The sequence below is a fragment of the Polaribacter sp. HaHaR_3_91 genome, from assembly GCF_019278525.1.
Taxonomy (GTDB): domain Bacteria; phylum Bacteroidota; class Bacteroidia; order Flavobacteriales; family Flavobacteriaceae; genus Polaribacter.
The window spans coordinates 842,541-866,373 of sequence record NZ_CP058986.1 but is presented as its reverse complement, the minus strand read 5'-3'; the positions used below and the strand labels follow the sequence as shown (position 1 = coordinate 866,373).

General features: G+C 29.8%; 26 protein-coding genes. 5 read left to right on the top strand and 21 right to left on the bottom strand.

Going from position 1 to position 23,833, the window contains the following annotated elements; genetic code table 11:
• Positions 1 to 32: 32 nt before the first annotated feature.
• Complete coding sequence (locus tag H0I27_RS03540; RefSeq protein WP_218732533.1) at positions 33 to 824, bottom strand: alpha/beta hydrolase; 792 nt, start codon at positions 822 to 824, stop codon at positions 33 to 35.
• Positions 825 to 1,056: 232 nt separating this feature from the next.
• On the opposite strand from H0I27_RS03540, the gene H0I27_RS03535 reads away from it, so the two are divergent.
• Entirely contained in the window at positions 1,057 to 1,236 is a 180-nt protein-coding gene (locus tag H0I27_RS03535) for a hypothetical protein (protein WP_218732532.1), read from the top strand.
• Between the two features lie 299 nt (positions 1,237 to 1,535).
• On the opposite strand, the gene H0I27_RS03530 is transcribed toward H0I27_RS03535, so the two are convergent.
• From H0I27_RS03530 to H0I27_RS03475, 12 genes are all read right to left on the bottom strand, one after another.
• Entirely contained in the window at positions 1,536 to 2,282 is a 747-nt protein-coding gene (locus H0I27_RS03530; RefSeq protein WP_218732531.1) for a LytTR family DNA-binding domain-containing protein, read from the bottom strand.
• Positions 2,269 to 2,964, bottom strand: coding sequence for a sensor histidine kinase (locus tag H0I27_RS03525; protein WP_254713137.1), 696 nt, complete (start codon positions 2,962 to 2,964; stop codon positions 2,269 to 2,271). Before H0I27_RS03525 ends, H0I27_RS03530 begins: the two co-directional genes overlap by 14 nt.
• An 83-nt stretch (positions 2,965 to 3,047) precedes the next feature.
• On the bottom strand, positions 3,048 to 3,710 hold the full coding sequence (locus H0I27_RS03520) for a hypothetical protein (RefSeq protein WP_218732529.1): 663 nt from the start codon (positions 3,708 to 3,710) through the stop codon (positions 3,048 to 3,050).
• A gap of 34 nt (positions 3,711 to 3,744) precedes the next feature.
• Positions 3,745 to 4,437, bottom strand: a complete 693-nt coding sequence (locus H0I27_RS03515; RefSeq protein WP_218732528.1) for a hypothetical protein — start codon at positions 4,435 to 4,437, stop codon at positions 3,745 to 3,747.
• Between the two features lie 163 nt (positions 4,438 to 4,600).
• On the bottom strand, positions 4,601 to 5,455 hold the full coding sequence (locus tag H0I27_RS03510) for a hypothetical protein (protein ID WP_218732527.1): 855 nt from the start codon (positions 5,453 to 5,455) through the stop codon (positions 4,601 to 4,603).
• 89 nt (positions 5,456 to 5,544) lie between these two features.
• Positions 5,545 to 7,269 (bottom strand): OmpA family protein, encoded by a 1,725-nt coding sequence (locus tag H0I27_RS03505; protein WP_218732526.1) that lies wholly within the window; start codon positions 7,267 to 7,269, stop codon positions 5,545 to 5,547.
• Positions 7,270 to 7,510: 241 nt separating this feature from the next.
• Positions 7,511 to 8,821, bottom strand: a complete 1,311-nt coding sequence (nqrF, locus tag H0I27_RS03500) for an NADH:ubiquinone reductase (Na(+)-transporting) subunit F (RefSeq protein ID WP_218732525.1) — start codon at positions 8,819 to 8,821, stop codon at positions 7,511 to 7,513.
• A 2-nt stretch (positions 8,822 to 8,823) separates the two neighbouring features.
• On the bottom strand, positions 8,824 to 9,552 hold the full coding sequence (nqrE, locus tag H0I27_RS03495) for an NADH:ubiquinone reductase (Na(+)-transporting) subunit E (protein WP_218732524.1): 729 nt from the start codon (positions 9,550 to 9,552) through the stop codon (positions 8,824 to 8,826).
• A 79-nt stretch (positions 9,553 to 9,631) separates the two neighbouring features.
• The gene (locus H0I27_RS03490; RefSeq protein ID WP_218732523.1) at positions 9,632 to 10,279 is read right to left on the bottom strand and encodes an NADH:ubiquinone reductase (Na(+)-transporting) subunit D; all 648 of its coding nucleotides are present in this window, start codon (positions 10,277 to 10,279) and stop codon (positions 9,632 to 9,634) included.
• A 3-nt stretch (positions 10,280 to 10,282) separates the two neighbouring features.
• Positions 10,283 to 11,029, bottom strand: a complete 747-nt coding sequence (locus tag H0I27_RS03485) for a Na(+)-translocating NADH-quinone reductase subunit C (RefSeq protein ID WP_218732522.1) — start codon at positions 11,027 to 11,029, stop codon at positions 10,283 to 10,285.
• Positions 11,030 to 11,031: 2 nt separating this feature from the next.
• Positions 11,032 to 12,231, bottom strand: coding sequence for an NADH:ubiquinone reductase (Na(+)-transporting) subunit B (locus H0I27_RS03480; protein WP_218732521.1), 1,200 nt, complete (start codon positions 12,229 to 12,231; stop codon positions 11,032 to 11,034).
• A 4-nt stretch (positions 12,232 to 12,235) separates the two neighbouring features.
• On the bottom strand, positions 12,236 to 13,585 hold the full coding sequence (locus H0I27_RS03475; RefSeq protein WP_218732520.1) for a Na(+)-translocating NADH-quinone reductase subunit A: 1,350 nt from the start codon (positions 13,583 to 13,585) through the stop codon (positions 12,236 to 12,238).
• A gap of 204 nt (positions 13,586 to 13,789) precedes the next feature.
• Between H0I27_RS03475 and H0I27_RS03470 the strand changes: the two genes are divergently transcribed.
• Positions 13,790 to 15,007, top strand: a complete 1,218-nt coding sequence (locus H0I27_RS03470) for a DUF5103 domain-containing protein (protein WP_218732519.1) — start codon at positions 13,790 to 13,792, stop codon at positions 15,005 to 15,007.
• A gap of 65 nt (positions 15,008 to 15,072) precedes the next feature.
• The gene (locus tag H0I27_RS03465; RefSeq protein ID WP_218732518.1) at positions 15,073 to 17,502 is read left to right on the top strand and encodes an ATP-binding protein; all 2,430 of its coding nucleotides are present in this window, start codon (positions 15,073 to 15,075) and stop codon (positions 17,500 to 17,502) included.
• On the opposite strand, the gene H0I27_RS03460 is transcribed toward H0I27_RS03465, so the two are convergent.
• From H0I27_RS03460 to H0I27_RS03425, 8 genes are all read right to left on the bottom strand, one after another.
• Entirely contained in the window at positions 17,495 to 18,853 is a 1,359-nt protein-coding gene (locus tag H0I27_RS03460; RefSeq protein WP_218732517.1) for a sigma-54 dependent transcriptional regulator, read from the bottom strand. The genes H0I27_RS03465 and H0I27_RS03460 overlap by 8 nt on opposite strands.
• Positions 18,854 to 18,978: 125 nt before the next feature.
• A complete protein-coding gene (locus tag H0I27_RS03455) occupies positions 18,979 to 19,341 on the bottom strand; it encodes a hypothetical protein (RefSeq protein WP_165731914.1) in 363 nt (120 codons plus the stop codon).
• 96 nt (positions 19,342 to 19,437) lie between these two features.
• On the bottom strand, positions 19,438 to 19,767 hold the full coding sequence (locus tag H0I27_RS03450) for a hypothetical protein (protein WP_218732516.1): 330 nt from the start codon (positions 19,765 to 19,767) through the stop codon (positions 19,438 to 19,440).
• A 104-nt stretch (positions 19,768 to 19,871) separates the two neighbouring features.
• A complete protein-coding gene (locus H0I27_RS03445) occupies positions 19,872 to 20,201 on the bottom strand; it encodes a hypothetical protein (protein ID WP_218732515.1) in 330 nt (109 codons plus the stop codon).
• 97 nt (positions 20,202 to 20,298) lie between these two features.
• Entirely contained in the window at positions 20,299 to 20,628 is a 330-nt protein-coding gene (locus H0I27_RS03440) for a hypothetical protein (protein WP_218732514.1), read from the bottom strand.
• Between the two features lie 101 nt (positions 20,629 to 20,729).
• Entirely contained in the window at positions 20,730 to 21,059 is a 330-nt protein-coding gene (locus H0I27_RS03435) for a hypothetical protein (RefSeq protein WP_218732513.1), read from the bottom strand.
• Between the two features lie 90 nt (positions 21,060 to 21,149).
• A complete protein-coding gene (locus H0I27_RS03430) occupies positions 21,150 to 21,470 on the bottom strand; it encodes a hypothetical protein (RefSeq protein WP_218732512.1) in 321 nt (106 codons plus the stop codon).
• Between the two features lie 54 nt (positions 21,471 to 21,524).
• On the bottom strand, positions 21,525 to 21,860 hold the full coding sequence (locus H0I27_RS03425; protein ID WP_218732511.1) for a hypothetical protein: 336 nt from the start codon (positions 21,858 to 21,860) through the stop codon (positions 21,525 to 21,527).
• Between the two features lie 402 nt (positions 21,861 to 22,262).
• Here H0I27_RS03425 and apaG point away from each other — a divergent pair, with 402 nt between their 5' ends.
• Both apaG and H0I27_RS03415 read left to right on the top strand, forming a co-directional pair.
• The gene (gene apaG / locus H0I27_RS03420) at positions 22,263 to 22,649 is read left to right on the top strand and encodes a Co2+/Mg2+ efflux protein ApaG (RefSeq protein ID WP_218732510.1); all 387 of its coding nucleotides are present in this window, start codon (positions 22,263 to 22,265) and stop codon (positions 22,647 to 22,649) included.
• Between the two features lie 158 nt (positions 22,650 to 22,807).
• Positions 22,808 to 23,713 carry a DUF3667 domain-containing protein gene (locus tag H0I27_RS03415; RefSeq protein WP_218732509.1) on the top strand — a complete coding sequence of 302 codons (906 nt, stop codon included), beginning with the start codon at positions 22,808 to 22,810 and terminating at the stop codon, positions 23,711 to 23,713.
• Positions 23,714 to 23,833 lie beyond the last annotated feature (120 nt).

The window sequence follows — 23,833 nt, the reverse complement described above, 5'->3', positions numbered from 1 at the left end:
TCAAAAATACGATTTATAAATTTTAAGAAGTACTATCGCTCTAAGATTTCTTTTAAATTCTCTTTATAAATGGCAAATTCTCTAATATTATGATGTGTTCCTCCATCAATCTCTATATACTTATTTTTAGTTGATGAATTTAGTGCTAACAACCTTTTAGATTGCTTATAAGAAGTGGTAGTGTCTTTATTACCATGAAACAGTGTAATAGGACATCTTACTTTAGAAATGTCTTTATCAGACCTAAATTGGTATTTTAACAAAAAAGTTGGAACAAACTTAAACTTATAAGTCGCTGCTTTTTTAAATTTGTAAAAAGGAGCTTCTATAATTAATTCTTTCGGGCTATTTAGAGAAGCTATTTTGGTGGCAAAAGTTCCGCCTAAAGAAAACCCATAAACCACAATATTCTCTTCTTTGAAATTATTTTTTAGGTGATTATAAACAACCAAACCATCATTGTACATGGCTACTTCATTATATATACCCGTACTTTTTCCGTAATTCCTATAATCGAAAACAAAGACTTCATAATTATAGTCTAAAAAGTAAGCAACTCTATCTCCCCACTTAGTTAAATTCCCTTTATTTCCATGACAAAATAAAACAACTCCTTTTGGATTTGGTAATTGAAAGTGAAGTGCATTAACTACATTATCTCCATCAGTTTTTACAAAGACTTCTTCAAACTTGTTTGTAAAGTTATATTGATAATTTTTATCTACTTTATCACCATTCAAAAAAATAAATTCCTCTTGAAATAAATAAAGTCCAATAAAAACAATCCCTATTATTAGTAGTAAAGAATATACTAAGTAAATCATTTAAAAATTTGAACAACGAAATTAATCATTTTTAAAGATTTTAAATACAAATTATAATGCTAAAAAATATGGGTTTGTAGATGTAGAACTTATTTAAATAAAGTAAACAAATTAGCCACAACACTTTAAAATAGCTAAAGCTAAAAAAGAGCACTTAAAAATAATTCGTCCTTTTTTTTTCAATAATGAAAAAAATTATCTTTATTTTACTATGAATTAAAAACATAAAAAAATGAAGAAATTATTATTTGTACTTGTATGTTTATCAATATCATTTACCGCTTGTAGAGAAGATAAAAAATCAGAAAAAAAGACGGAAGTTAAAACTGAAAATAATGTAAATATTGAAACTCCACAAGGAAGTGTAAAAACTGATGGAGACGGAAATATTGATATTGAAATTAAAGAATAAAACTTAACATAAATTTTCCTTTTTATTAAGAGAGCAAAATTTATTTGTATAAAAAACCGATTCAGAAATGAATCGGTTTCAATACTAAATTTTATGTTGATGACAAATACAGAAACAAGTTCAGCAAAACAGTACTTGTCATACAAAGTCATTGAATTATTATGCCATTAGACTACATAACAAATGTAATGGATTTCTCTAAAATCATTGAGAAAGAAAATAAAGAGCCGTTTTACTCTATAAAAGCTTCTTTGACGAAACATTAAATGAACTAACTACCTTTTAAAAACACTTAAAAACTAACCTTTTAGATTATTTAAAAAATCTTGTCGTCTATTTCTAGAGACAGGCACTTTATGATTCTCACTTAATAATACATAACCTTCATTTAAATATTTTTTTATATGCTCTAGATTTATCAAATGAGATTTATGGACTAAGTAAAAATCTTGCTGCTGTAATAATTTATTAAAATGACCTATGCTTTGTGAGCTTAAAATGGGTTTTTGATTACTAAAATGAATCTTAGTATATCCATCTACACCTTCGCAATGTATAATTGCATCTATTTTTACAAACTCTAATCCATCTGCAGATGGAATGACTATTTTTTTCTTCTGAAAATTTTGTATGCCTAAGTTCTCTATCAGTAATTTATTTTTTTCTAAGGCAGATTTATCAGCAATATTTTTAGAAGCCTTTATTACGGTTGTTATTAAAGTTTCATTATCCACTGGCTTCAATAAGTAACCAATAGCACTATAATTAATAGCATCTATTGCATATTGGTCAAAAGCGGTTACAAAAATAATTTCAAAATTAGGCTTCTTTACATTTGCTAAAACATCAAACCCATTCATTACAGGCATTGCAATATCTATAAATACCAGTTGAGGTTGCAATTTATCTATAAGTTCTAAACCTTTTTCTGGACTCTGAGTTTCTGCAATAATATCTAAGTCTGGACAGTATCTTTCAATTTTATTTTTTAAAATAGATAATGCTTTCCGCTCATCATCAATAAGTATCGTTTTAATTTTTGTCATAATAATTTTGATTAAATTCTAAAACAATTTCTGTACCTGTTTTACCAATTTCTATAGAACGATCTATCATTTTATGGCACACATTCCAAGAACCACTTTCATTTAAAAAATGAATTCGCTCAGTTAATACTTCTGAGGAATGTGAAGCATTTTGACTTTTTATAGAAGTATTTAGTTCTTTCGTTTTTTTTAAACCAACACCATTATCTATTACACTAACTTTAAAGCAATTTGCATTTATAAAATTGAATATTACAGTTACTTTTCCGTTCCCTTTTTTGTGAAATAAACCATGGTTTATAGCATTTTCCACCAACGGTTGTATAAGCATAGAAGGTATCTGTTCTTCTTCAATATCTAATTCTGGATCTACTTTTATTTCGTACTCTATTTTTTCTTCGAAACGTAATTTTTCTATTTGAAGGTAGTTATCTAGCAAGCTAATTTCTTCACTTAAACTAACACTTTTCCGTCTTGAATAATCAAAAAACTGACGCATCAATTTCGAGAATTTTGCTAAATAATTTTCTGATGTTTCAACATCATTCTGTTGAATATAATATTGAATAGCATTTAAAGAATTATGTACAAAGTGTGGATTCATTTGACTTCGCAAAGCCTTTAATTCTAAATCGTGTTGGCGTTTTTGGTTTTGTATGGTTGTTTCAAAATTATCACGCACTAATTTGTTTTTCCGATTTATAAACACAAAAAAAAGCAATACTAGTAATACCCCTAAAAAAACGAGTATTAATATTGAATAACCTATGATTGAACCTTCTGGTGAGTGCATATAAAACCGATACTTAAAATGATACTTTTTAAACTTGTAATTGTAATTAATAAACTAAACAAATGATGAAACTGTTTAAAATTTGCAAAATAATTTTGACCTACTTTAAAAGGTATAAAGCCTAAATAGTAGATAAAATGTGCAATAGCAATCCATAGTAATAAATTTGAATATACATTTTCTTGCTTACTAGATGTTAATAACATCATTAAATAATAAGCTACAAAAATTAAAATACTAAATCCACCAATTATGTAAGACTCTAAAAAACTCTGACTAGTGTAATCTATTTGTTTAATCAGTAATTCATACGCAACAACTGTAAAATATAGAACTCCAAAAAATATAATTATTTTCTTAAATATTTTACTATTGAATTTAGAAAAGAATAACCAAAATAGATAACTAAAGTAAATGACATTATATATATTATAAAAAACTGCATTTTTTTGTATTACAATATATCTACCATAGTATAAAGCAAAAATTTCATTAAACACCCCATACCAAAGCAATAGTACAAAATATCGATATTTAACATCTAGTTTCTTAATATAAAATAAACCAATAATTGCAGGAATAATCTGCAAATATAAATGATAGTAAACTACAGAATCATATATTACTTCTAACAAAATTATTTATTTTTTAGTTGCTATTTTATAGAAGTTATTGCCTTGGTGGCATAATATTAAACTCATCTGCATTTAAACTTGAGTTTCTTTCTAAAGATCTTGTAGCACTTTCAGTTTTCTTATTTCTTAGGTAAGGCAATAAATATTTATAAGTCCCTTTATATTTATTATTTTGGTCTGTATATTCAATAAAAAAAGGAATATGTCTTTGAAACTCATTTGTAAATATTGAATCTTTATGGTTTTCTCTAAAGGTTGGAGCTAAAAAAACTGTTTCTCTATGTCTCATGTCTCCAACTAACCTATCATTTTTCTCATTCATCTCTTCAAAACTCTTAATATTATGATTAAATTTAGGCATAGAACTAAGTGTTTTCGTTTTGTCATGAGCTCCTAAAAATATTGCAATTCCAGTTACTTTGTTGTTCTCATTACCTTTATTCGTTTTTTCTACTTCCTTTAAAAATCGAATGTAATTTTCTAATTGTTGTATGCTAATCAATACATATTCAGTCCCTTCATATCCTTCTCTTTGCAGAATAGAATTTTGAGTTTTTTCAATAATAGGTTTTAGGTTTTCATTGTAATTTTCATATAAAATGTGGCTTTGCTTCATGGTAATAGCGTGCCCTGATTTTTCATATATTTCAATTGGGCTTGCACAAGAATAAAACATTAAAGCAGTAATAGTTGCGTAAAAAAGCTGTTTGATTTTTAAATTTTTCATATTTTTTTCTTGAAAGTTAATGTTAATTAATGAAATGTTAAAAAAATGTTTGATATCAAAAAAAATTACATCTGTATTCGTTTTGAAGATAATGTTTAAAAAAGCAACTTTGATACAATCTCCATTGCCTTTTCATGAATGATTATTAGTAATATTAGTTTAATTATTTTTCATTATTAACACAAATATCTTCAATTAGCTTAATAATATCTGTACCTACATTGTTCAAGTTTGCATTCATAAGTTTTAAACCTCCGTTATTGATATCTACTAAACTTATTTCATAATTTGATGTAGCTAATGATGAAACTAAAATTACCTGAATACCATCTAGGTTTGCTTTTGCTGCAAGAGATGCCAAATACGTGTCATCGATTCCATTAGCAATATCATCATCTCCACCTGCAACAGCATCAGTTATAATTATAGCTAGTTTAGTAATATTAGTTGTTCTCCAATTTCCTGCAAAACTATTATTTATCAGTTCATTAAATAATAAGCCTCCAGGTTCTGGTGACCCAACTCCAGAACCTAAACTTAATGCTCCATTTAGTTTTGCTAATTGATTACTAAATGAGGTTTTATTATTTGTTCCAAATTTTTCCATCATAGTTAAATACTGATCCCTTGTTGCAAATGTAGAATTTACTACTTTTTGCCCTGCAGGCAAACTTACATAATCCGTTTGGGCAGCATAAGCTGGTAAATTACCTTCTGGTTGTTCATCAAAAATTGATAAAGAGAGTCTGTAATCTCCCCCAGACTCAGTAACGATTGTATTTGCAATTGCAGCAACAGAACTTTTAATACCATCTATTGCTCCTCCCATACTTCCAGTATAATCAATTAAAAAAGCCACATCCATACCTTCACTACACGCAAAAGGAAATCCGTCATCTTCCACGTCATAATCACAACTTTCATCATTACTACAACTCACAAAATTCATCAACACGAACAAGCTAAAGAGTATACTTACATATTTTAAAATTCTTCTATTTTTATATCTCGTTTTCATATTTTCTAGGTTTTTAAATGTAAGTCAAGACAGCATTTTACTGCCTTGACTTGGTTTACTAATTATTAATTAACTCAAACAAATTCTTATTAAAAGCAAACTACTTTAAACTCAGTTCTTCGGTTTATTCTATGTTCGTCATCTGTACATGGTACGTTATTAGCACATTTGGTATTCTTTAATTCACTCTCTCCTGCTCCACGGCCAACTAGCCTGCTTCTTGAAATGCCTTTACCAACAATATAATTTACCGTAGCATCTGCTCTTCTTTGAGATAAACTTAGATTATAATCATCACCTCCTTGGCTATCTGTGTGAGAAGACATTTCTACAGTAATACTTGGGTTGTCTTGCATTAACTTCACCACATAATCTAAATCTGGTTTTGCAGCTGGTAAAATAATTGCTTTGTCTAAATCGAAGTTTATATTGTCTAATTTAATGGCAACTCCACATGGATCTATACACATTTCAAAATCAATAAATAAAGTGCTTTCTCTATTGTAAGAATTGGTAGCCACTTCTACTTCATTAGAGAAATAACCATCTTTTTTACCATTTAAGCCATACCTTGAAGCTTGTTTTAAATGAAAGATAAAATCTCCTTCTGCATCAGATAGTGTGTTTTTTTGCCCTGCTTTAAGCTTATCTTTTAAGATAATATCTACGCCTTGTATTCCGTTAGGAGAATTACATTCTACCACATTTCCTTTTAAGATGAAATTTTCATCAGCATATACAATCACTTTTTGTATACCTGCACTTTCCTTTTTACAGTTTTTAAAATCTTCTTTTGTAATGCTTCCTTCTTCTAATGTAACATTGTATAGTTTTCCTCTAATTACGTAATTATCTTCTGGTACTTCTGTAAAAACAACAACTCCATAAGAATTTGTAGTAGCAGTTTGTACAATATTACCATTTAGATCAGTTAATACAACATCTGTATTAGGTAACGTTTCTCCTGTAAATTTATCTTTGGCTGTTACCGTTACATTACAACCACAAGTTGCACAACAATAAGGTGTGTGATTTTCACCACAAACTGGACAAGATTTTTCCTTTTTACTGAACTTGAAAGTAACCCCTGCAAATAAACCAACTGATGAAATATCGCAATCGCACGGTTCACTTCTTACCATCGGATTTCCTTGATCAATATAAAATTCTCCAGCATCCTCCGTAAAGGGTTGGTAACTTGCAGAAAGTCCACCTTCATTTAACTCCGTAACACCGAAGTGTCGTATATAATAGGCTCCTGCATTAATTCCAAAATTTTCGGATAAGAAATAAGTAAAACGAACCTGACCTTTAAATGTAAATACACTTGATGCATTATAGCCAGCATGAAAATTTAATATGTTTGCTGCTGTTGGACCTGCTAAAAGTGTTCTACCACCTTTTATGGATGCTAATCCAAAACGTGTATTAAATTCAGTTTTAAATTTACCAGAATTACTTCTTAGTTGCACATTTGGGCCAATTCCATAAAACATACGTGTAATTTTAGCTTCGGATAAGGTTGTAGGTAAAGTACTTGCAATAATTGGATACGTACTTTCTGGCTTGTTTTTGATGTAATCAAAATCTGCACCTAGCCCAAACCATGTCCAGTAATAATCTAAGGAAATTCCTAAATCTAAACCACCTTTATAATCGATATAGGGTGTATTGTTATTATAGGTCGGAAAATCGTATCCAACTCTTGGACTTAATTGCAAATAATTTTTGTCTAAAGGCTGTTGTTGCCCCATTGATAAAAATGCATTTGCAAATACAAATAGCATTAATATTACTTTTAATAAATTTTTCATAATAGAGTTTGTTTTACAAAAAAGCATTTCTTCTTTATTGCTTCTTATCTGATTAATACAGAACAAATATTCTATTAAATTTCAATCTTTTATAGAGTGATTATATAAACTGACGTTTTCAATCTATAAATGGTAATGATGAGGTTATATTGAAGGATATCTGTATATTTTAGAAAGTTAACCCCACAAAAAAAACCGATTCATTTCTGAATCGGTTTGTAATATTATAGTTGATTGAAGTCTATCCTCCAAAATCATCAAAACGAATATTTTCGTCTGCAAGACCAAAATCTTCACCCATTTTCTGAACTGCATTGTTCATTAATGGAGGTCCACAGAAATACAATTCTAAATCTTCTGGTGAGTCATGTTTAGATAAATAATTATCAATTACACAATTGTGAATAAACCCAACAAAACCATCTCCAGCTTCATCATGAATATCTGTTTTCTTTGTCCAGTTATCTGCCTCAGTTGGGTCAGATAAAGCAATATAGAATTTAAAGTTTGGAAAATCTTTTTCCAATGCTCTAAAGTGTTCGATATAAAATAATTCTGCTTTAGAACGACCTCCATACCAATATGTTACTTTTCTACCCGTTTTTAAGGTTCTGAATAAATGATATAAGTGAGAACGCATTGGTGCCATACCTGCTCCACCACCTACATATAACATTTCTGCTTCAGACTCATTAATAAAGAACTCTCCATAAGGTCCAGAAATAACACATTTATCTCCTTTTTTAAGGTTGAAAATATATGAAGATGCAATACCAGGATTAACATCCATCCAGCCACCTTTTACTCTATCAAAAGGAGGTGTTGCAATACGTACATTTAACATAATTTCTCTTCCCTCTGCTGGGTAAGAAGCCATAGAATATGCTCTTTCTATAGTTTCTGTATTTTTCATTACTAATGGACGTAAGTTAAACTTATCCCACTCACCTTCAAACTTATCTGGTGTATCGTGCTCTTCTGGGTGTGCGGTAATATCCATATCAGAATATTTTACCTCACAAGCTGGAATTTCAATTTGAATATATCCACCTGCTTTATATCCCATATCTTCCGGAATTTCAACAACAAACTCCTTAATAAAAGTCGCTACGTTGTAATTTCTAACAACAACGGCATCAAATTTCTTAATTCCAAAAATTTCTTCTGGAATAGAAATATCCATATCTTGTTTTACTTTTACTTGACAAGCTAAACGAATTCCTTCTTTTAATTCTTTACGAGTAAAGTTAGGTATTTCTGTTGGCAAAGCTTCACCTCCACCAGAATTTACGTGACACTCACATTGAATACAAGTTCCACCACCTCCACATGCAGATGGTAAAAATATCTTTTCGTTTCCTAAAGTTGATAGAAGAGAACTTCCTGAACCAACTTCTATTTTACGCTCACCATTAATAGTAATTGTTACTGGACCAGATGGCGATAGTTTTTGTTTTACAAATAATAATAATGCTACCAATACCAGTGTTAATACTAAAAAAGCTGCTACTGTTGCAATTATGGTTCCTGTTGTACCTGCTGCTAATATCATATCTACTCTTGGTTTGTATTTGTGTTTACAGCTACAATTTCTTTCGTAGCTGGTTTTACTTCTTCTTTCTTAATGCTAGCTTCTGTAGCTGGCTTTTCTTCTTCTTCATCACCACCACCAGTTAACATTCCTCCAAAGCTCATAAATCCAATAGCCATTAATCCTGTAATGATAAACGTAATTCCTAAACCTCTTAAAGCAGGTGGAACGTTAGAGTATCTAATTTTTTCACGAATTGCAGCAATTGCTACAATAGCTAAAAACCATCCAATTCCAGAACCAACTCCGTAAGTTAAAGCTAAACCTAAGGTAGGAATCTCACGAGATTGCATAAATAAACTTCCACCTAAAATAGCACAGTTTACTGCAATTAACGGTAAGAAAATACCTAATGAATTGTATAATGAAGGTGAGAATTTTTCAACAATAATCTCTACCAATTGTACCATGGTTGCAATCGTTGCAATAAACATGATGAATGATAAGAAACTTAAGTCGTATTCTGCATACTCTGCACCCAACCATTTTAATGCGCCTGGTTGCAAGATATATTGATCTAATAACCAGTTTAATGGTACCGTTACTGCTAATACAAAAATTACAGCAGCTCCTAAACCAACGGCAGTAGTTACTTTTTTAGATACGGCAAGGTAAGAACACATTCCTAAGAATACTGAAAATACCATGTTATCTATAAATATCGATTTGAAAAATAATTCTATATGTTCCATATTTTTAGTTTTCAGTTTTTAGTATCAGTATTTAGTGAGCATTTTACTGCAAACTATAACTGCTTACTACAAACTCATTTTAATTTTCTTCTATTAATGATGTATTTTTACTACGCTGTATCCAAATAATAATACCAACTACAATTAATGCCATTGGAGGCATAATCATAAATCCATTATTCTCGTAACCAAATGCATACAAACCTGTTTTAGTAATAGGATCTCCTAAAACTTTAAATCCTAATAAAGTACCAGAACCTAATAATTCTCTAAAGAAACCTACAATAACTAAAATTAAACCATAACCTGCAGCATTACCAATTCCATCTAAGAAAGATTTCCAAGGTCCGTTTGCTAAAGCAAAAGCTTCAAAACGCCCCATAATAATACAGTTTGTAATAATTAACCCAACAAAAACAGAAAGTGTTTTACTCAGTTCGTAAGCAAAAGCTTTTAAAACTAAATCTACCACAATTACTAAAGCAGCAACTACAACTAGTTGTACAATAATTCTAATTTTAGATGGTATAATATTACGCATTAATGAAATAACCACGTTTCCTACGGCCAATACTGCCATTACTGAAAACGCCATAATAATAGATGCTTTTAATTCAGCTGTAATAGCTAAAGCAGAACAAATACCTAATACCTGTATAGTAATAGGGTTGTCATCTAATAAAGGATCTGTAATTAATGCTGCGTCTTTTTTTGATAAAAGTCCCATAAATTATTTTTTTAAAGTTTTAAAATAAGGAATGTAAAGCTTTAACTCATCTTTAATCATTGCAGACACTCCGTTACCTGTAATTGTTGCTCCAGCGATGGCATCTACCTCATTATCCGTTTTGTCTACGTTCATAGGGTCGTTATTACCTTTTGCTACATCAACTCCTTTAAAGTTTCCATTGCTAGATAATAAGTGTTCTCCAATAAAATCATCCATAAAAAAACGTTGTTTTATGTTTGCACCTAAACCAGCAGTTTCTCCTTTATGATCAAAGTAAGCACCTTGTATAACCATGTCCTTATCTATAGAAATATAAGCCCAAATTGCATCCCAAAGTCCTTTTCCTCTAATTGGTGCAATATAAAAAGTAACACCATCTTTCTCACCTATAAACAAAGGTAAGCGACGTTCGTTTCCTTCTTTTGCGCTTGTTTGTTCTTTCTTAATATCAATTAAAAACGCTTTATCATCCTCAGTAACTTTATCACCTTGAATAACTAATTGTTTTTTAATGTATTTTTTAAATTCCTCTTGAGCAATATCTGTAGAAACAAAGTTTGCACTTGTTTCGTCATTATCATTTACGCCCATAGCGTACAAGATATTTTGCTGTTTTTCTATACGTTGATTCGCTGTTATGGTTGGTCTTAAAGACGAAGCCGTAAAAGCCAACATAGTACCAACAACTAATACCATTGCTACGGCAAAAATCATTGTATATGAATTACTATCTGTTCTCTTACTCATAATTAGGCAGTTTTAACTTTAGTACGTTTTAATCTTTTCTTTACATTTCCTTGTACCACATAATGATCTATTGTTGGAGCAAAAACATTCATTAATAAGATTGCTAAAAATACTCCTTCTGGGTACGCAGGGTTAAATACACGAATCATAATTGACATAAAACCAATTAAGAAACCGTAAATCCATTTCCCTTTATTTGTTTGTGATGCTGTTACAGGATCTGTAGCCATAAAAACAGCTCCAAATGCTAAACCACCAATCATTAAGTGTTCCCACCAAACCGTATTCATTAATCCGTAAAACGAACTAGATTCTGTAATAATATCTGCTGCTACAATTTGATTAAAGATTAATCCCATAACGGCTGCCCCTAAAAATGTAGAAACAATAATTCTCCAACTTCCAATCTTAGTAAAGATTAAGAAAGCAGCTCCTAAAAGGATTAATAATGTAGATGTTTCTCCAACAGAACCAGGAATGAATCCCATGAACTTATCAAAATTAGAATAAATCACCTCACTGTTTTGAGCATAACTACCTAAAATAGTTTCACCAGAAATTGCATCTGCAGTTCCTGCTCTATTTACAGCATCATGTACCCAAACTTTATCTCCAGACATCCATGTTGGATATGCGAAAAATAAGAAAGCTCTAATGGTTAAAGCAGGATTTAAGATGTTCATTCCTGTACCACCAAAAACTTCTTTACCGATTACTACACCAAAAACAACGGCAACAGCCAACATCCATAACGGTGTATCAACTGGTACAATTAATGGCACTAACATACCTGTTACTAAGTATCCTTCTTCTACTTCATGACCTTTAATGATCGCAAAAATGAATTCTACTCCAAGACCAACTCCGTAAGAAACAATTACTAGTGGTAATACTTTTAAGATTCCAATCCAAAGATTATCTAACGTAAAAAAGTTAGCTAATACATCTGCTCTTAAAGAACCATCTATTGCTGCATAGTGTTGATAACCTGCATTAAACATTCCAAAAAGCAAACAAGGAACTAAAGCCATAATTACCGTATTCATGGTACGCTTTAAATCGTCTGCTGCTTTTATATGAGTTCCTCCGTGAGTAACATCATTTGGTAAATATAAAAAGGTATGGATTGCATTAAATGCAGGTGCCATTTTGGTTCCTTTATATTTCTCTTTTAAATTATGTAAATTTTGTTTTAAGCCCATAATCTTATCCTAATTCTTCTCTCATTAAATCTAAACCTTCACGTATTATTTTCTGGTGAGGTTGTTTAGATACACAAATAAATTCTGTTAGTGCAAAATCTTCCGGAGCTACTTCGTAACCTCCTAAAGCTTCCATTTCATCTAAATCTTTATACATACATGCTTTTAACAATTGCATTGGATAAATATCTAAAGGAAAAACATTTTCGTAAGAACCTGTTACAACAAATGCTCTATGCTCTCCGTTTGTGTTTGTATTTAAATCGTATTTTTTCTTTGGCGTTAACCAAGAAAAAGTTAATGCTCTAGATGTAGATACTTTATTAAAAACTGGTTTGTTCCAACCAAATAATTCATAATCATCTCCTTCTGGAATTGCAGTAATCTGATTGTCATAATACCCTAAAGAATCCGCTTCTTTTACTTGCTTTCCAGAAAGTACGTTTCCACTAATGATTCTTGTATTATCATTTACTAAATTTCCATCAGTAACATCTGCAATAGTTGCTCCTGCAATAGCAGTAACATATTGTGGATTGCTAAATTTAGAACCTGTTAAAGCTACTGTTCTAGTTGCATTATACTTACCTGTTAAAAGTAATTCTCCAATAACAATTAAGTCTTGTGGTGTAACTACCCAAACAACTTCTCCTTTGTTAATAGGATCTATATTTGCAATTAAAGTACTCACATTCCCAGAAGGATGCGGACCAGAAACCTTGTGCAATTCTATTCCTTTTATGTTAGCTAAAGGTGAGTTAGAATTGGCTCCTACAGAAACATGCACTTTACCTTCAGTTAGTTTAGAAACCGCTGTAATTGCTGCTTGCAATTCGGCTTCTTTACCTGCTAAAGTAAAATCTAAGTCTGCTGCTAAAGGTGCACTTGCATACCCAGAAACAAAAATAGCTTTAGGTGCTTGGTTTGGATTTGCAACAACATCAAAAGGACGTTGTTTTACAAATGGCCAACAACCAGAAGCAAATAAATGATTCTTAACTTCTTCTGCAGACATTTTAGCTGCATCTTTAGCCCCGAAATCTTTATATTCTTGTGTTGTGTCTGCAGAAATTTTAACTGCTAATACTTTTCTTCTTGCTCCACGTATAACCTCTACTACTTTACCAGAAACAGGACTAGGAAATAAAATGCGTTCGTCACTTTTTGAATAAAAAAGTACTTCTCCTGCTTTTACTTCTGCTCCTTCTTTGGCTACAAGTTTAGGTGTAATTCCGTGAAAGTCTTCTGGCTTAACCGCATAAATACTACTTAAAGAAACCTCTTTAGTCGTTTTTTCTGCAGCGCCAATAAGCTTAATATCTAAGCCTTTTTTAATACGAATGTCTTTTGACATAGTAAATTGGAATTGTTAGTTATCTTAAAAAATCAAGCAAATTTAGGCTTTTTGCTATGTATGAGTGAAACATTTTAACTTTTATCTTAGTTAAATATTCTTATTTATAATTAATCTAAATAATACGAATAAATGAAAACGTTTAAGTTATAAATTTTGGCTTAAATATTGATAATTAAAACAAATGAACACTATTTTTGTAACATGTATAAAAAGCTTCTAATCACTGTTTCAATCCTATTTTGCCTAAACTCTTTTTCGCAAAACATAAAATCTATTCAGTTAAGACCACTGCAAGAAAACAACTTTTCTGCCATTGTTCCTTTAGGCACTGTATTAGAATTATCTTTTGATGATTTAGATGCAGATAGTAAAGATTATCAATACAAAATAGCACATATGACGCATGATTGGGAACCTAGCAGATTGTCATCTAGCCAATACATTAATGGTTTTGATCAAAATACCATTATAGAAGTAACCAATTCTTTTAACACATTACAAAGTTACTCCCATTATTCTGTTCAAATACCGAATGTAAATACCGTAATTACCAAAAGTGGAAACTACCTTTTATCTGTTTTAAATAGTTATGATGAGCTTATGTTTACAAGGCGTTTTGTTTTGTTCGAAAATGCGACTACCGTTGGTGTATCCGTAGAAAGAAGTAGAAATACAAAAACATTAAACACACAACAAACGGTTCAGTTTTCTATAACGCATCCAAACATACAGATAAACAACCCTAGTCAAGAAATAAATGTTGTTATCTTAAAAAATAATAATTGGAACGAAAAAATAACAGACCTACAACCTACCTTTTTTAAACCCAATCAATTATTATATACGTACACCAACAAAACTAATTTTTGGGGAGGAAACGAGTACTTGTATTTCGATAATAAGATTATTAGAAATAATAGTTTAAACGTAGTAAAAGTAATTAAGGAAGATGTTTTTCATCATTATTTATATCCTTATACGTTTAATCAATTTAACGAATACAAATACAACCCAGATATTAACGGACAATTTGTGGTTAGAACTATAGAAGCAGATGATTCTAGAACGGAAGCAGATTATGCAATGATGCACTTTTCTGTTTTAGCTGATGAACCTATTGCTAATAAAGATCTTTATGTTTACGGTGCTTTTAATGATTTTAATATTACGGAAGAAAACAGAATGGAGTTTAATTCTAAGGAAAAATACTATGCTGCAAATATGCTTTTAAAACAAGGTTTTTATAATTACACTTTTGTTACTTTAGATGCTAATGGAAATGTAAATACAAATGATATACTTGGTACATTTTATGAAACCGAAAACGAGTACACTGTAATTGTATATTACAAACCTTTTGGTAGTTTTTATGAACGTGTAATCGGTATTGGAACAGGTTATTTCAATCAGAATAGGTAAACAAAATATTGCTTTTTTATTATAAAATTAGCATGCTTTAAAAAATATTACACACATACTACTTTATGAAATCATTAAAAAAGAATATTACTTTTAAAGTTATAATAGGCTACATCATACTTGGTCTTTTAGCAACTATTGCTGGTTTTTTAGTGCTTTCTGAACTAAAAACATTTACACAATTACAAAAACAAGATATCTCCGATAGAAATGTGATTGTTAGAACCGGAACTTTAATAGCCCACATATACAAAAATGAAAGCATCGCTAGAGCTGCACTACAGTTAAATTCTCCAACAAAATTTAATGAATACCTAGAAGAAAACAAAAAATTAGTATCAAAAATAGACTCACTGAGCCTTATTGTTACTAACAATTCTCAAGAGTTTATTTTAGATAGTATAAAATTAATTATTGATAAAAAATTGAAAAATATTATAGATTTAAAAGATCTAAATACCAACTACGATTCTAACAAACCTATAACTGAAGCTATAAATAAATTAGGCTCTATAGACTCTTTACTTTTAAAAATTACAATAAATGATTTTATTAAAAATCCTTTATATTTTGATAACGGAACGAGTTCTAAGTTAGAAAATTTTGCACTAGCTCTAAACCAATACGTACCCAAAGATTCTATCAATAATATTGAACAAAAGCAAATAGACTCGTTAGTTTCTATTTCTAGAAAAATGCTAAAAGAGGCTCAAAATAAAAACAACAGCCAGCGCTTCTACCTTAGAAAAAAGCAAAATGAACTTATAAATAATGATTTAACCATTTCTAGAAAACTACAAGAATTGTTAGAAAATCTTGAAAAAGACATCCTTTTCTACACTAGTAATATGGACAAGCAACGAGAAGCAACATTAAACCAGAGTAGAAAAATTATCTTATTTGCAGCCGGAATTAGTTTTATCATCATTATTATTTTTTCTATAATAATTTTAAGTGATTTCTGGAAAACCCAGCGCTATCGTTTACAGTTAGAAAAGGCGAATAGCACAACACAGTCACTTTTAAAAAGTAGAGAACAGTTAATTTCTATGGTAAGCCATGATTTAAGAACTCCGCTAAGTACTATTTCTGGTTTTAGTGAACTACTCCAAAAATCGACAGAAAACACAAAAGACAAAAATTATTTAGACCATATACGAAGCGCATCTACATATATGGGGCAGTTGGTAAATGATCTTTTAGAATTCTCTAAACTAGAAAATGGTCATATTGCTATAGAATCTATTCCTTTTAACCTAGAGAATTATATTAATGAGATTATTCTAAATTCGAAAAATATCATTCAAGACAAACCTGTACGCTTTGTTGTTAAACAGGACGATTCCATTAACAGTCTTATTATTAGTGATCCTTTTCGAATTAAACAGATTCTATATAATTTAATTGTAAATGCGTGTAAATTTACAAACAAGGGCACTATTACTATTCAAAGTTCTATAAAGCAACAAGACCACAAAAGCACTTTAGAAATTTTAATTATAGATACTGGAATCGGGATTAGTAAAGACAAAAAAGCAACTATTTTTAATGCTTTTAATCAAGCAGAAAATGCAAGCGACAACAATTTAAAAGGTTTTGGTTTGGGCTTAACCATCTCTAAAAAATTAGTAGAACTTTTAGGAGGAAAACTAACTCTAGATAGCAAACTAAATGTAGGAAGTACTTTTACCTTAAAAATACCGGTAAAATTATCTGATAAACCAATTATAAAAACTGAAGAAACTAAAAAGACAACTACCGCTTTTAACTTAACCGCTGTTGTTGTAGAAGACGATGCTTCTGTTCGCCTACTTTTAAATGATTTTTTAAAACAATTTAATATTAAAGTATACACATTTGAGAATGCACAAAATGCTATTAATGCTATAGATAAAATTTCGTATGATTTTGTAATAACAGATATTCAACTTCCAAAGATGAATGGTATCCATTTTATGGAAATCCTTAAAAATCATAAACTTTATAAAAATCAACCGATTATTGCAATGACCGGACGTGCAAATATTTCTAGAGAAGAGTATTTAAAAATTGGCTTTGCAGAAGTATTGATAAAACCTTTTAACTCTAACCAACTTCAAGATGTTTTACATCGCTTTTTTAAGTCGAGTAGCATACCACTTAAAACCAAAGTAGTAGAAGGTGCTGAAAAAGCAACTGTAGGTTTTAGTATAAAATCTTTACAATCTTTTTTAGGTAATGATATTGCTTCCATAAAAAACACCTTACATATTTTTTTAGAAGACACTAAAAAGAATAGCTTAACACTGATAAAAGCCAAAGAAGAGACTGATATTAAGAAGCTAAATGAAATAAGCCACAAGATGCTTAGTATGTTTAAGCAGCTGGAGGTAAAAGCCGTAATTCCTTATTTAGAAGTATTTGAAACTACGACAACTATTAATAAATCCGAATTTATTGATTTTGAGAAACAATTAAATATTTTTATAACAACTTTAGAAGAGTACCTTAATTAAGGTCATACTCTTTCATTTTATTATAAAGTGTTTTTCTAGTAACATTTAATAATTTTGCTGCTTGAGTCTTATTATTTCCTGCTTCTTCTAGCGCACTAATAATGAGTACTTTTTCGTTTTCTTTTGTAGAAAATTTGTTTGATGAAACAGTGTTTTCTTTTACTTTAGTTAATTCACTTGGTAAAACATCTACGTCAATAACTTCTGTTTTTGTTAATAAAGTAGCTCTTTTAATCACATTAGACAATTCCCTTAAGTTACCAGGCCACTGATAATTCTGAAAAATAGTTAATACTTTTTTAGAAAAACCAATTACAGATTTATTCAACTGTTGGTTTGCCTTGTTTAAAAAGAAATCTGCATATAAGATTAAATCGTCTTTTCTGTCTTTTAAATTAGGGACTTTTATAGAGAATTCATTCAAACGATGGTACAAATCTTCTCTAAAATCGCCTTTTTCAACTGCCAAAAGCAAATCTTCATTTGTTGCGGTGATTAAACGAATATCAACATTAATTTCTTTACTACTTCCAACCGGTTTAATTCTTCTTTCTTGCAAAGCACGTAACAGTTGTATTTGATTTTCATAAGACAAATTACCAACTTCATCTAAAAAAAGAGTTCCTCCATTTGCAGACTCAAAATGCCCAATCTTATCCTCATTAGCGCCTGTAAAAGATCCTTTTTTATGTCCGAAAAATTCACTTGAAGCTATTTCTCTAGGTATTGCACCGCAATCTACCGCTATAAATGGTTTGTTATGCCTAGGACTTTGTAAGTGAATTGTTTTTGCAACAACCTCTTTCCCAGTACCACTTTCACCCGTAACCAGCACAGACATATTAATAGGAGCTACAAGAGCAATATATTCATCAAGAACTTTAGAAGAACTGCTAATACCTTTTACAAAACCAGTATCTGCTTTACTTCTTTCTTTTTCTTGCTGTGCCTCTTTTTGTTGTTTTTGTTGATGTTCGGCAACATCATCTGCCTTTTCCTCTAAAGCATTGCTAATAACTTCTAAGACCTCAGTTGGGTTAAAAGGTTTCGAAATATAATCAAAAGCCCCTTGTTTCATTGCTTGTACAGCTGTAGAAACTTCTGCGTAACTAGTCATTAAAACTACTGGAGTAGCCTTTTTACTAAGTTTTATTTGCTTTAACAAGGCAATCCCATCACCATCTGGAAGACGTAAATCTGTAAAAACTAAATCGTAATTCTTCTTTTCTAACTGTTGCAAAGCATTTTTTATATTATAACTCACCTCCACAACATATTTATGTCGTTTAAGAAACTGCTTCAACATTTCTGAAAATGCTACATCATCTTCAACTAATAAAATCTCCTTCATAAAGCTTATACATTTGTTACAAAAATATCAAGATAAATTGATTGTAATCAAAAAAAAGACATTTTAATTAAAAAATGTCTTTCTCTTCTGAAAAATTGAGTTTAAAAAATTTTTGAAACTTTTTACTACTCAGTTTTTTCTTCACTAAAATCCCCTTCTTCTTTTGCTGTTATAATGTCTGTACCTTTTAACCAGTTACCTTCTTTATCTAAATAAACTACACCTTTTGTTCCATCTGCAGTAAGTTCAATCTTGTATTGCTCACTATCATTTAGATATGCTTTAACAACAGTGGCTGTAGAAAAATCTCTTGAAATTGAGGTAGAAACTGCTTCTGGTAATTCCTTTATTTCAATTTCTTTAAAATCGTCATTGGTTGCTACCATCACAATTTCGTCTACATTATTGGTATTAATATCGTTCGCTGCAAATACTGTTGCTCCACTTGTTAAAACTGCTACAGTTAATGTTAAAACTAATTTTCTCATGATTTTATATTTTTTTGATTATTTTATAATTGAATTTGTGATAATTAAAGATCCCTTAGACCTATAATTGTGTTACTTGTTTTTATGAACCAGACTTTACTCTATTACTACAACATCAGATTCTTCTAACCAATTTCCATCTTTATCAGCGTAAACTACACTTTCAGTTCCATCAGTAGTCAATTCTATTTTATACTGCTCACTGCCATTTACATAAGCTTTTACAACAGTAGCTGTTGGAAAATCTTTTAAAACTGCGTTAGAAACTGCTTCTGGTAATTCTTCTAATGTAATTTCTTTAAAATCGTCATTACTTACTACAACTACAATTTCGTCTACATTGTTAGTATTGATATCGTTTGCTGCAAATACTGTTGCTCCACTTGTTAAGACTGCTACGGTTAATGTTAAAACTAATTTTCTCATGATTTTATATTTTTATATTATTAAATTATTTTATGATTGAATGTGTGATAATTAAAGGCCCCTTAGACCTATAATTGTGTTACTTATTTTTTATGAACCGGACTTTACTCCATTACTACAACATCAGATTCTTCTAACCAATTCCCATCTTTATCAGCATAAACTACACTTTCAGTTCCATCAGTAGTCAATTCTATTTTATACTGCTCACTGCCATTTACATAAGCTTTTACAACAGTAGCTGTTGGAAAATCTTTTAAAACTGCGTTAGAAACTGCTTCTGGTAATTCTTCTAATGTAATTTCTTTAAAATCGTCATTACTTACTACAACTACAATTTCGTCTACATTATTTGTATTGATATCGTTTGCTGCAAATACTGTTGCTCCACTTGTTAAGACTGCTACGGTTAATGTTAAAACTAATTTTCTCATGATTTTATATTTTTATATTATTTTATGATTGAATACTTTTAAATTAAAGACTTTTAAACCTATAATTACTTTATTTTTCTTGACTGATATAGACCTATTATTCAGCTGTTACAACATCGGCTTCTTCTAACCAATTCCCTTGTTTATCTGCATAAACTACCTTTTCTTCTCCATCTAAAGTAAGTTCAAATTTATATTGCTCACTTCCGTTTACATATGCTTTAATAGCTGTTGCTGTTCCAAAATCTTTTACAATTGCGCTAGAAACCGCTGCTGGTAATTCTTTTACGCTAATTTCTTTAAAATCGTCATTGGTTACTACAACTACAATTTCATCTGCATTGTTTGTATTGATATTGTTCGCTGCAAATACTGATACTCCACTTGTTAAAAGTGCTACGGTTACTGTTAAAACTAATTTTCTCATGGTTTTGTATTTTTTAAATTATTAATTACTTTAAGATTGAATATTTATAAACTGATGATCCTAAGACCTACAACTACTTTACTATATAGACTATTATAACTTTACTCCTTCACTACAACATCACCTTCTTCTATCCAATTCCCCTCTTTGTCTGCATAAACTACAGCGTCAGTTTCATCAATAGTAAGATCAATTTTATATTGTTCACTACCATTTACATATAGTTTGTTAACTGTAGCTGATGGAAAGTTTTTTATAATTGCATTAGAAACTGCTTCTGGTAATTCCTTTGCTGAAATTTCTTTAAAATCATCATTAGTTACTACAACAACAATTTCATCTGCATTGTTTGTATTGATATTGTTTGCTGCAAATACTGATACTCCACTTGTTAAAAGTGCTACGGTTACTGTTAAAATTAATTTTCTCATGATTGTATGTTTTTAATTATTAATTATTTTTTGTGATTAGGTATTTTGAAATTTATAATTATAGATCCCTAGCCTATAACTACAACACTTTTATGCTCTTACCTCTTTATCTTTTAACCAATGCCCTTTTTTATCTGCAAAAACAACAAATTTTGTTTCATCATCTATAGTAAGTGCAATCTTGTATTGCTTACTCTCATTCACATAAACTTTAGTAACAAAGGCAGCTATAAAGTCTTTTACAATTGCAGTTTTAACAGCTACCGGAACTTCTTTTAAAGTAATTTCTTTAAAATCTTTACGCATTACCTCAACATATTCGTTAGAATTAATATTGTTGTTTGCTAAAGCAGAACTTGAAATTCCACTTGTTAAGATTGCTACAGTTATAGTTAAAATTATTTTTCTCATAATTAAGGACTTAATTGGTATTCAGAATTGAGTTAAAAGTTATTGGTTTAAAAATTACGCTCCTTGTTTAGCAATAACATCTTCTTCTTTTAACCAATTACCTTCTTTGTCTGCGTAAACTACACTTTCAGTTTCATCAATAGTAAGTTCAATTTTATATTGCTCACTTTCGTTTACGTATGCTTTACCAATAATAGCCGTTGCATAATCTTTTAAAATTGCATTACTTACTGCTTCTGGCAAATCTTCTAAAGCAACTTCTTTAAATTCTTCATTTACTGTCATCACAATTACTTCATCAGAATGATTACTATTGTTGATGTTTGCTGCTGAGATTGAAACTCCACTTGATAAAATTGCTACTGCTACTGTAAAAATTAATTTTTTCATGATATAAGTTTTTAAGGTTGTTATTATTTCTGATTAGTATATAGAAATAAATATGCCATGTAGAATTACTTCGCAACAATCATCAGTAAACACTTTAAAAACAAGAACTTAGAACTCCGTCGCTTTTATACCACTTTAATTAACCCGTGTAAAACATGTGTAATTAATTGTGTAAATGAGTAAACTTTACACAATCTAAGATAGAAGAGCGTCCATAATAAGAAAATGTATTACACAAAAAACTAAAAAGAATAACAGAGTAGCCCCTATCTATGAATATTTAGATCTTGTAAAAGTTGTTTATGAGAAAACCAATCATATATGTACTATAATTTAAAAAAAACATAAATCAGATTAAAAATCATTTGTAATTTAAAATCAAAAAAACTACATTTACTATCAATGATAAACCAAATTACAAAAGGCATAAAAATTTCTGTTGATACTAAATACAAAGGCACAAATTATAGAAACAACAGACTGCACCACATTTTTGGGTATATAATTACTATTGAAAATAAATCTACCGAAACTGTAAAACTAACAGATCGATTTTGGACAATTTTTGATACACTTAATAACACAGAAATTGTAAGTGGAGAAGGTGTTGTAGGACAAACACCAATTTTAAAACCAAACGACATATATAAGTATGGTTCTGGTTGTTTTTTAGAATCTAACATTGGCGCCATGAAAGGGTTTTACACCATGATAAACCTAGAAACTTTTGAACAATTTAAAGTAATTATACCAACCTTTCAACTAACCACCTTATCAACATTAAACTAACCAAATCTAAAAAGAAAACAATTATCATAAAAGATCCTGCATGTTTAAATTGTGGGCATCCTTTTAGTGGACATGAAAAATTTTGTCCAGATTGTGGCCAAGAGAATAAAGGAAATAGAATTACTTTTTACAGCTTTATTCATCATTTATTTAATGGGTTGTTTAATTTTGATGCTAAATTTTGGAAAACATTAATTCCACTTTTAATAAGACCCGGAGAGGTTTCTAAAAATTACATTGCAGGGAAAAGACAGCGTTATTCTAACCCATTTAAATTCTACTTAACTGTTTCTGTTATCTTCTTTTTAATTATTGGTATTACAGATAGCTATAACGATTTTAATAATTTTAGAAATGGGAAAAATCCGAACAATACGGATATTTTTAATGCTATAAATCTCAATTTAAAAGAAGATCAAAAAAAGGATTCTATCTTAAATTTAAAAGAAACAGATTCCACATTAACTGCTATTAAAGATACTATTTCTAAAATGCCATTCCTTAAAGTTGGTGGCAAAGAAATAAAAATAGTTAAAATGTTGAAGTTTCAAAAACAGCACCCTAACCTTTATGTAGATGACGCTTTAGATAGTCTAAAAATACATAAAAGTTTTTCTAATAAATTTTGGTATTCTAGGTCTCAGTTAATCAATACTATTTATACAGATAGCACAGTTTCCAAAAAGTTAAAAAAGCAATTTCTTTCCTACTCTTCAATTGCGTTATTTATACTACTACCCTTATTTACACTCTTTTTAAAATTTATTTACATCCGAAGTAAGTTTACCTATGTAGAACATTTAATATTTGTTTTCCATACGCAAACCCTCTTTTTCTTGCTGCTTTCAATTTTTTATATTCTAAACATCTTTATAAAAACAGACAGTTATGCAGGTTTATTTTTATTGCTTTTTTTATTATATTTATTTCTAGCAATGAAAAACTTTTACGAACAAAGCTTTATTAAAACATTATTTAAATACTTATTTGCAAATGTTTTATTTATGATTTTCACTTCATTAGGTGTTGTTTTTATTTCCTTTATTGCTTTTGCATTGTTTTAGATCTAAATGTTACATTTTCTATAAAAATCCTTTAAGCTTTATACTTTTTTACAAAGTGTTTTAGCAAAATCTCCTTTCTTTTTAACATTTAATCATTAATACCTTCACAGAAAATAAACA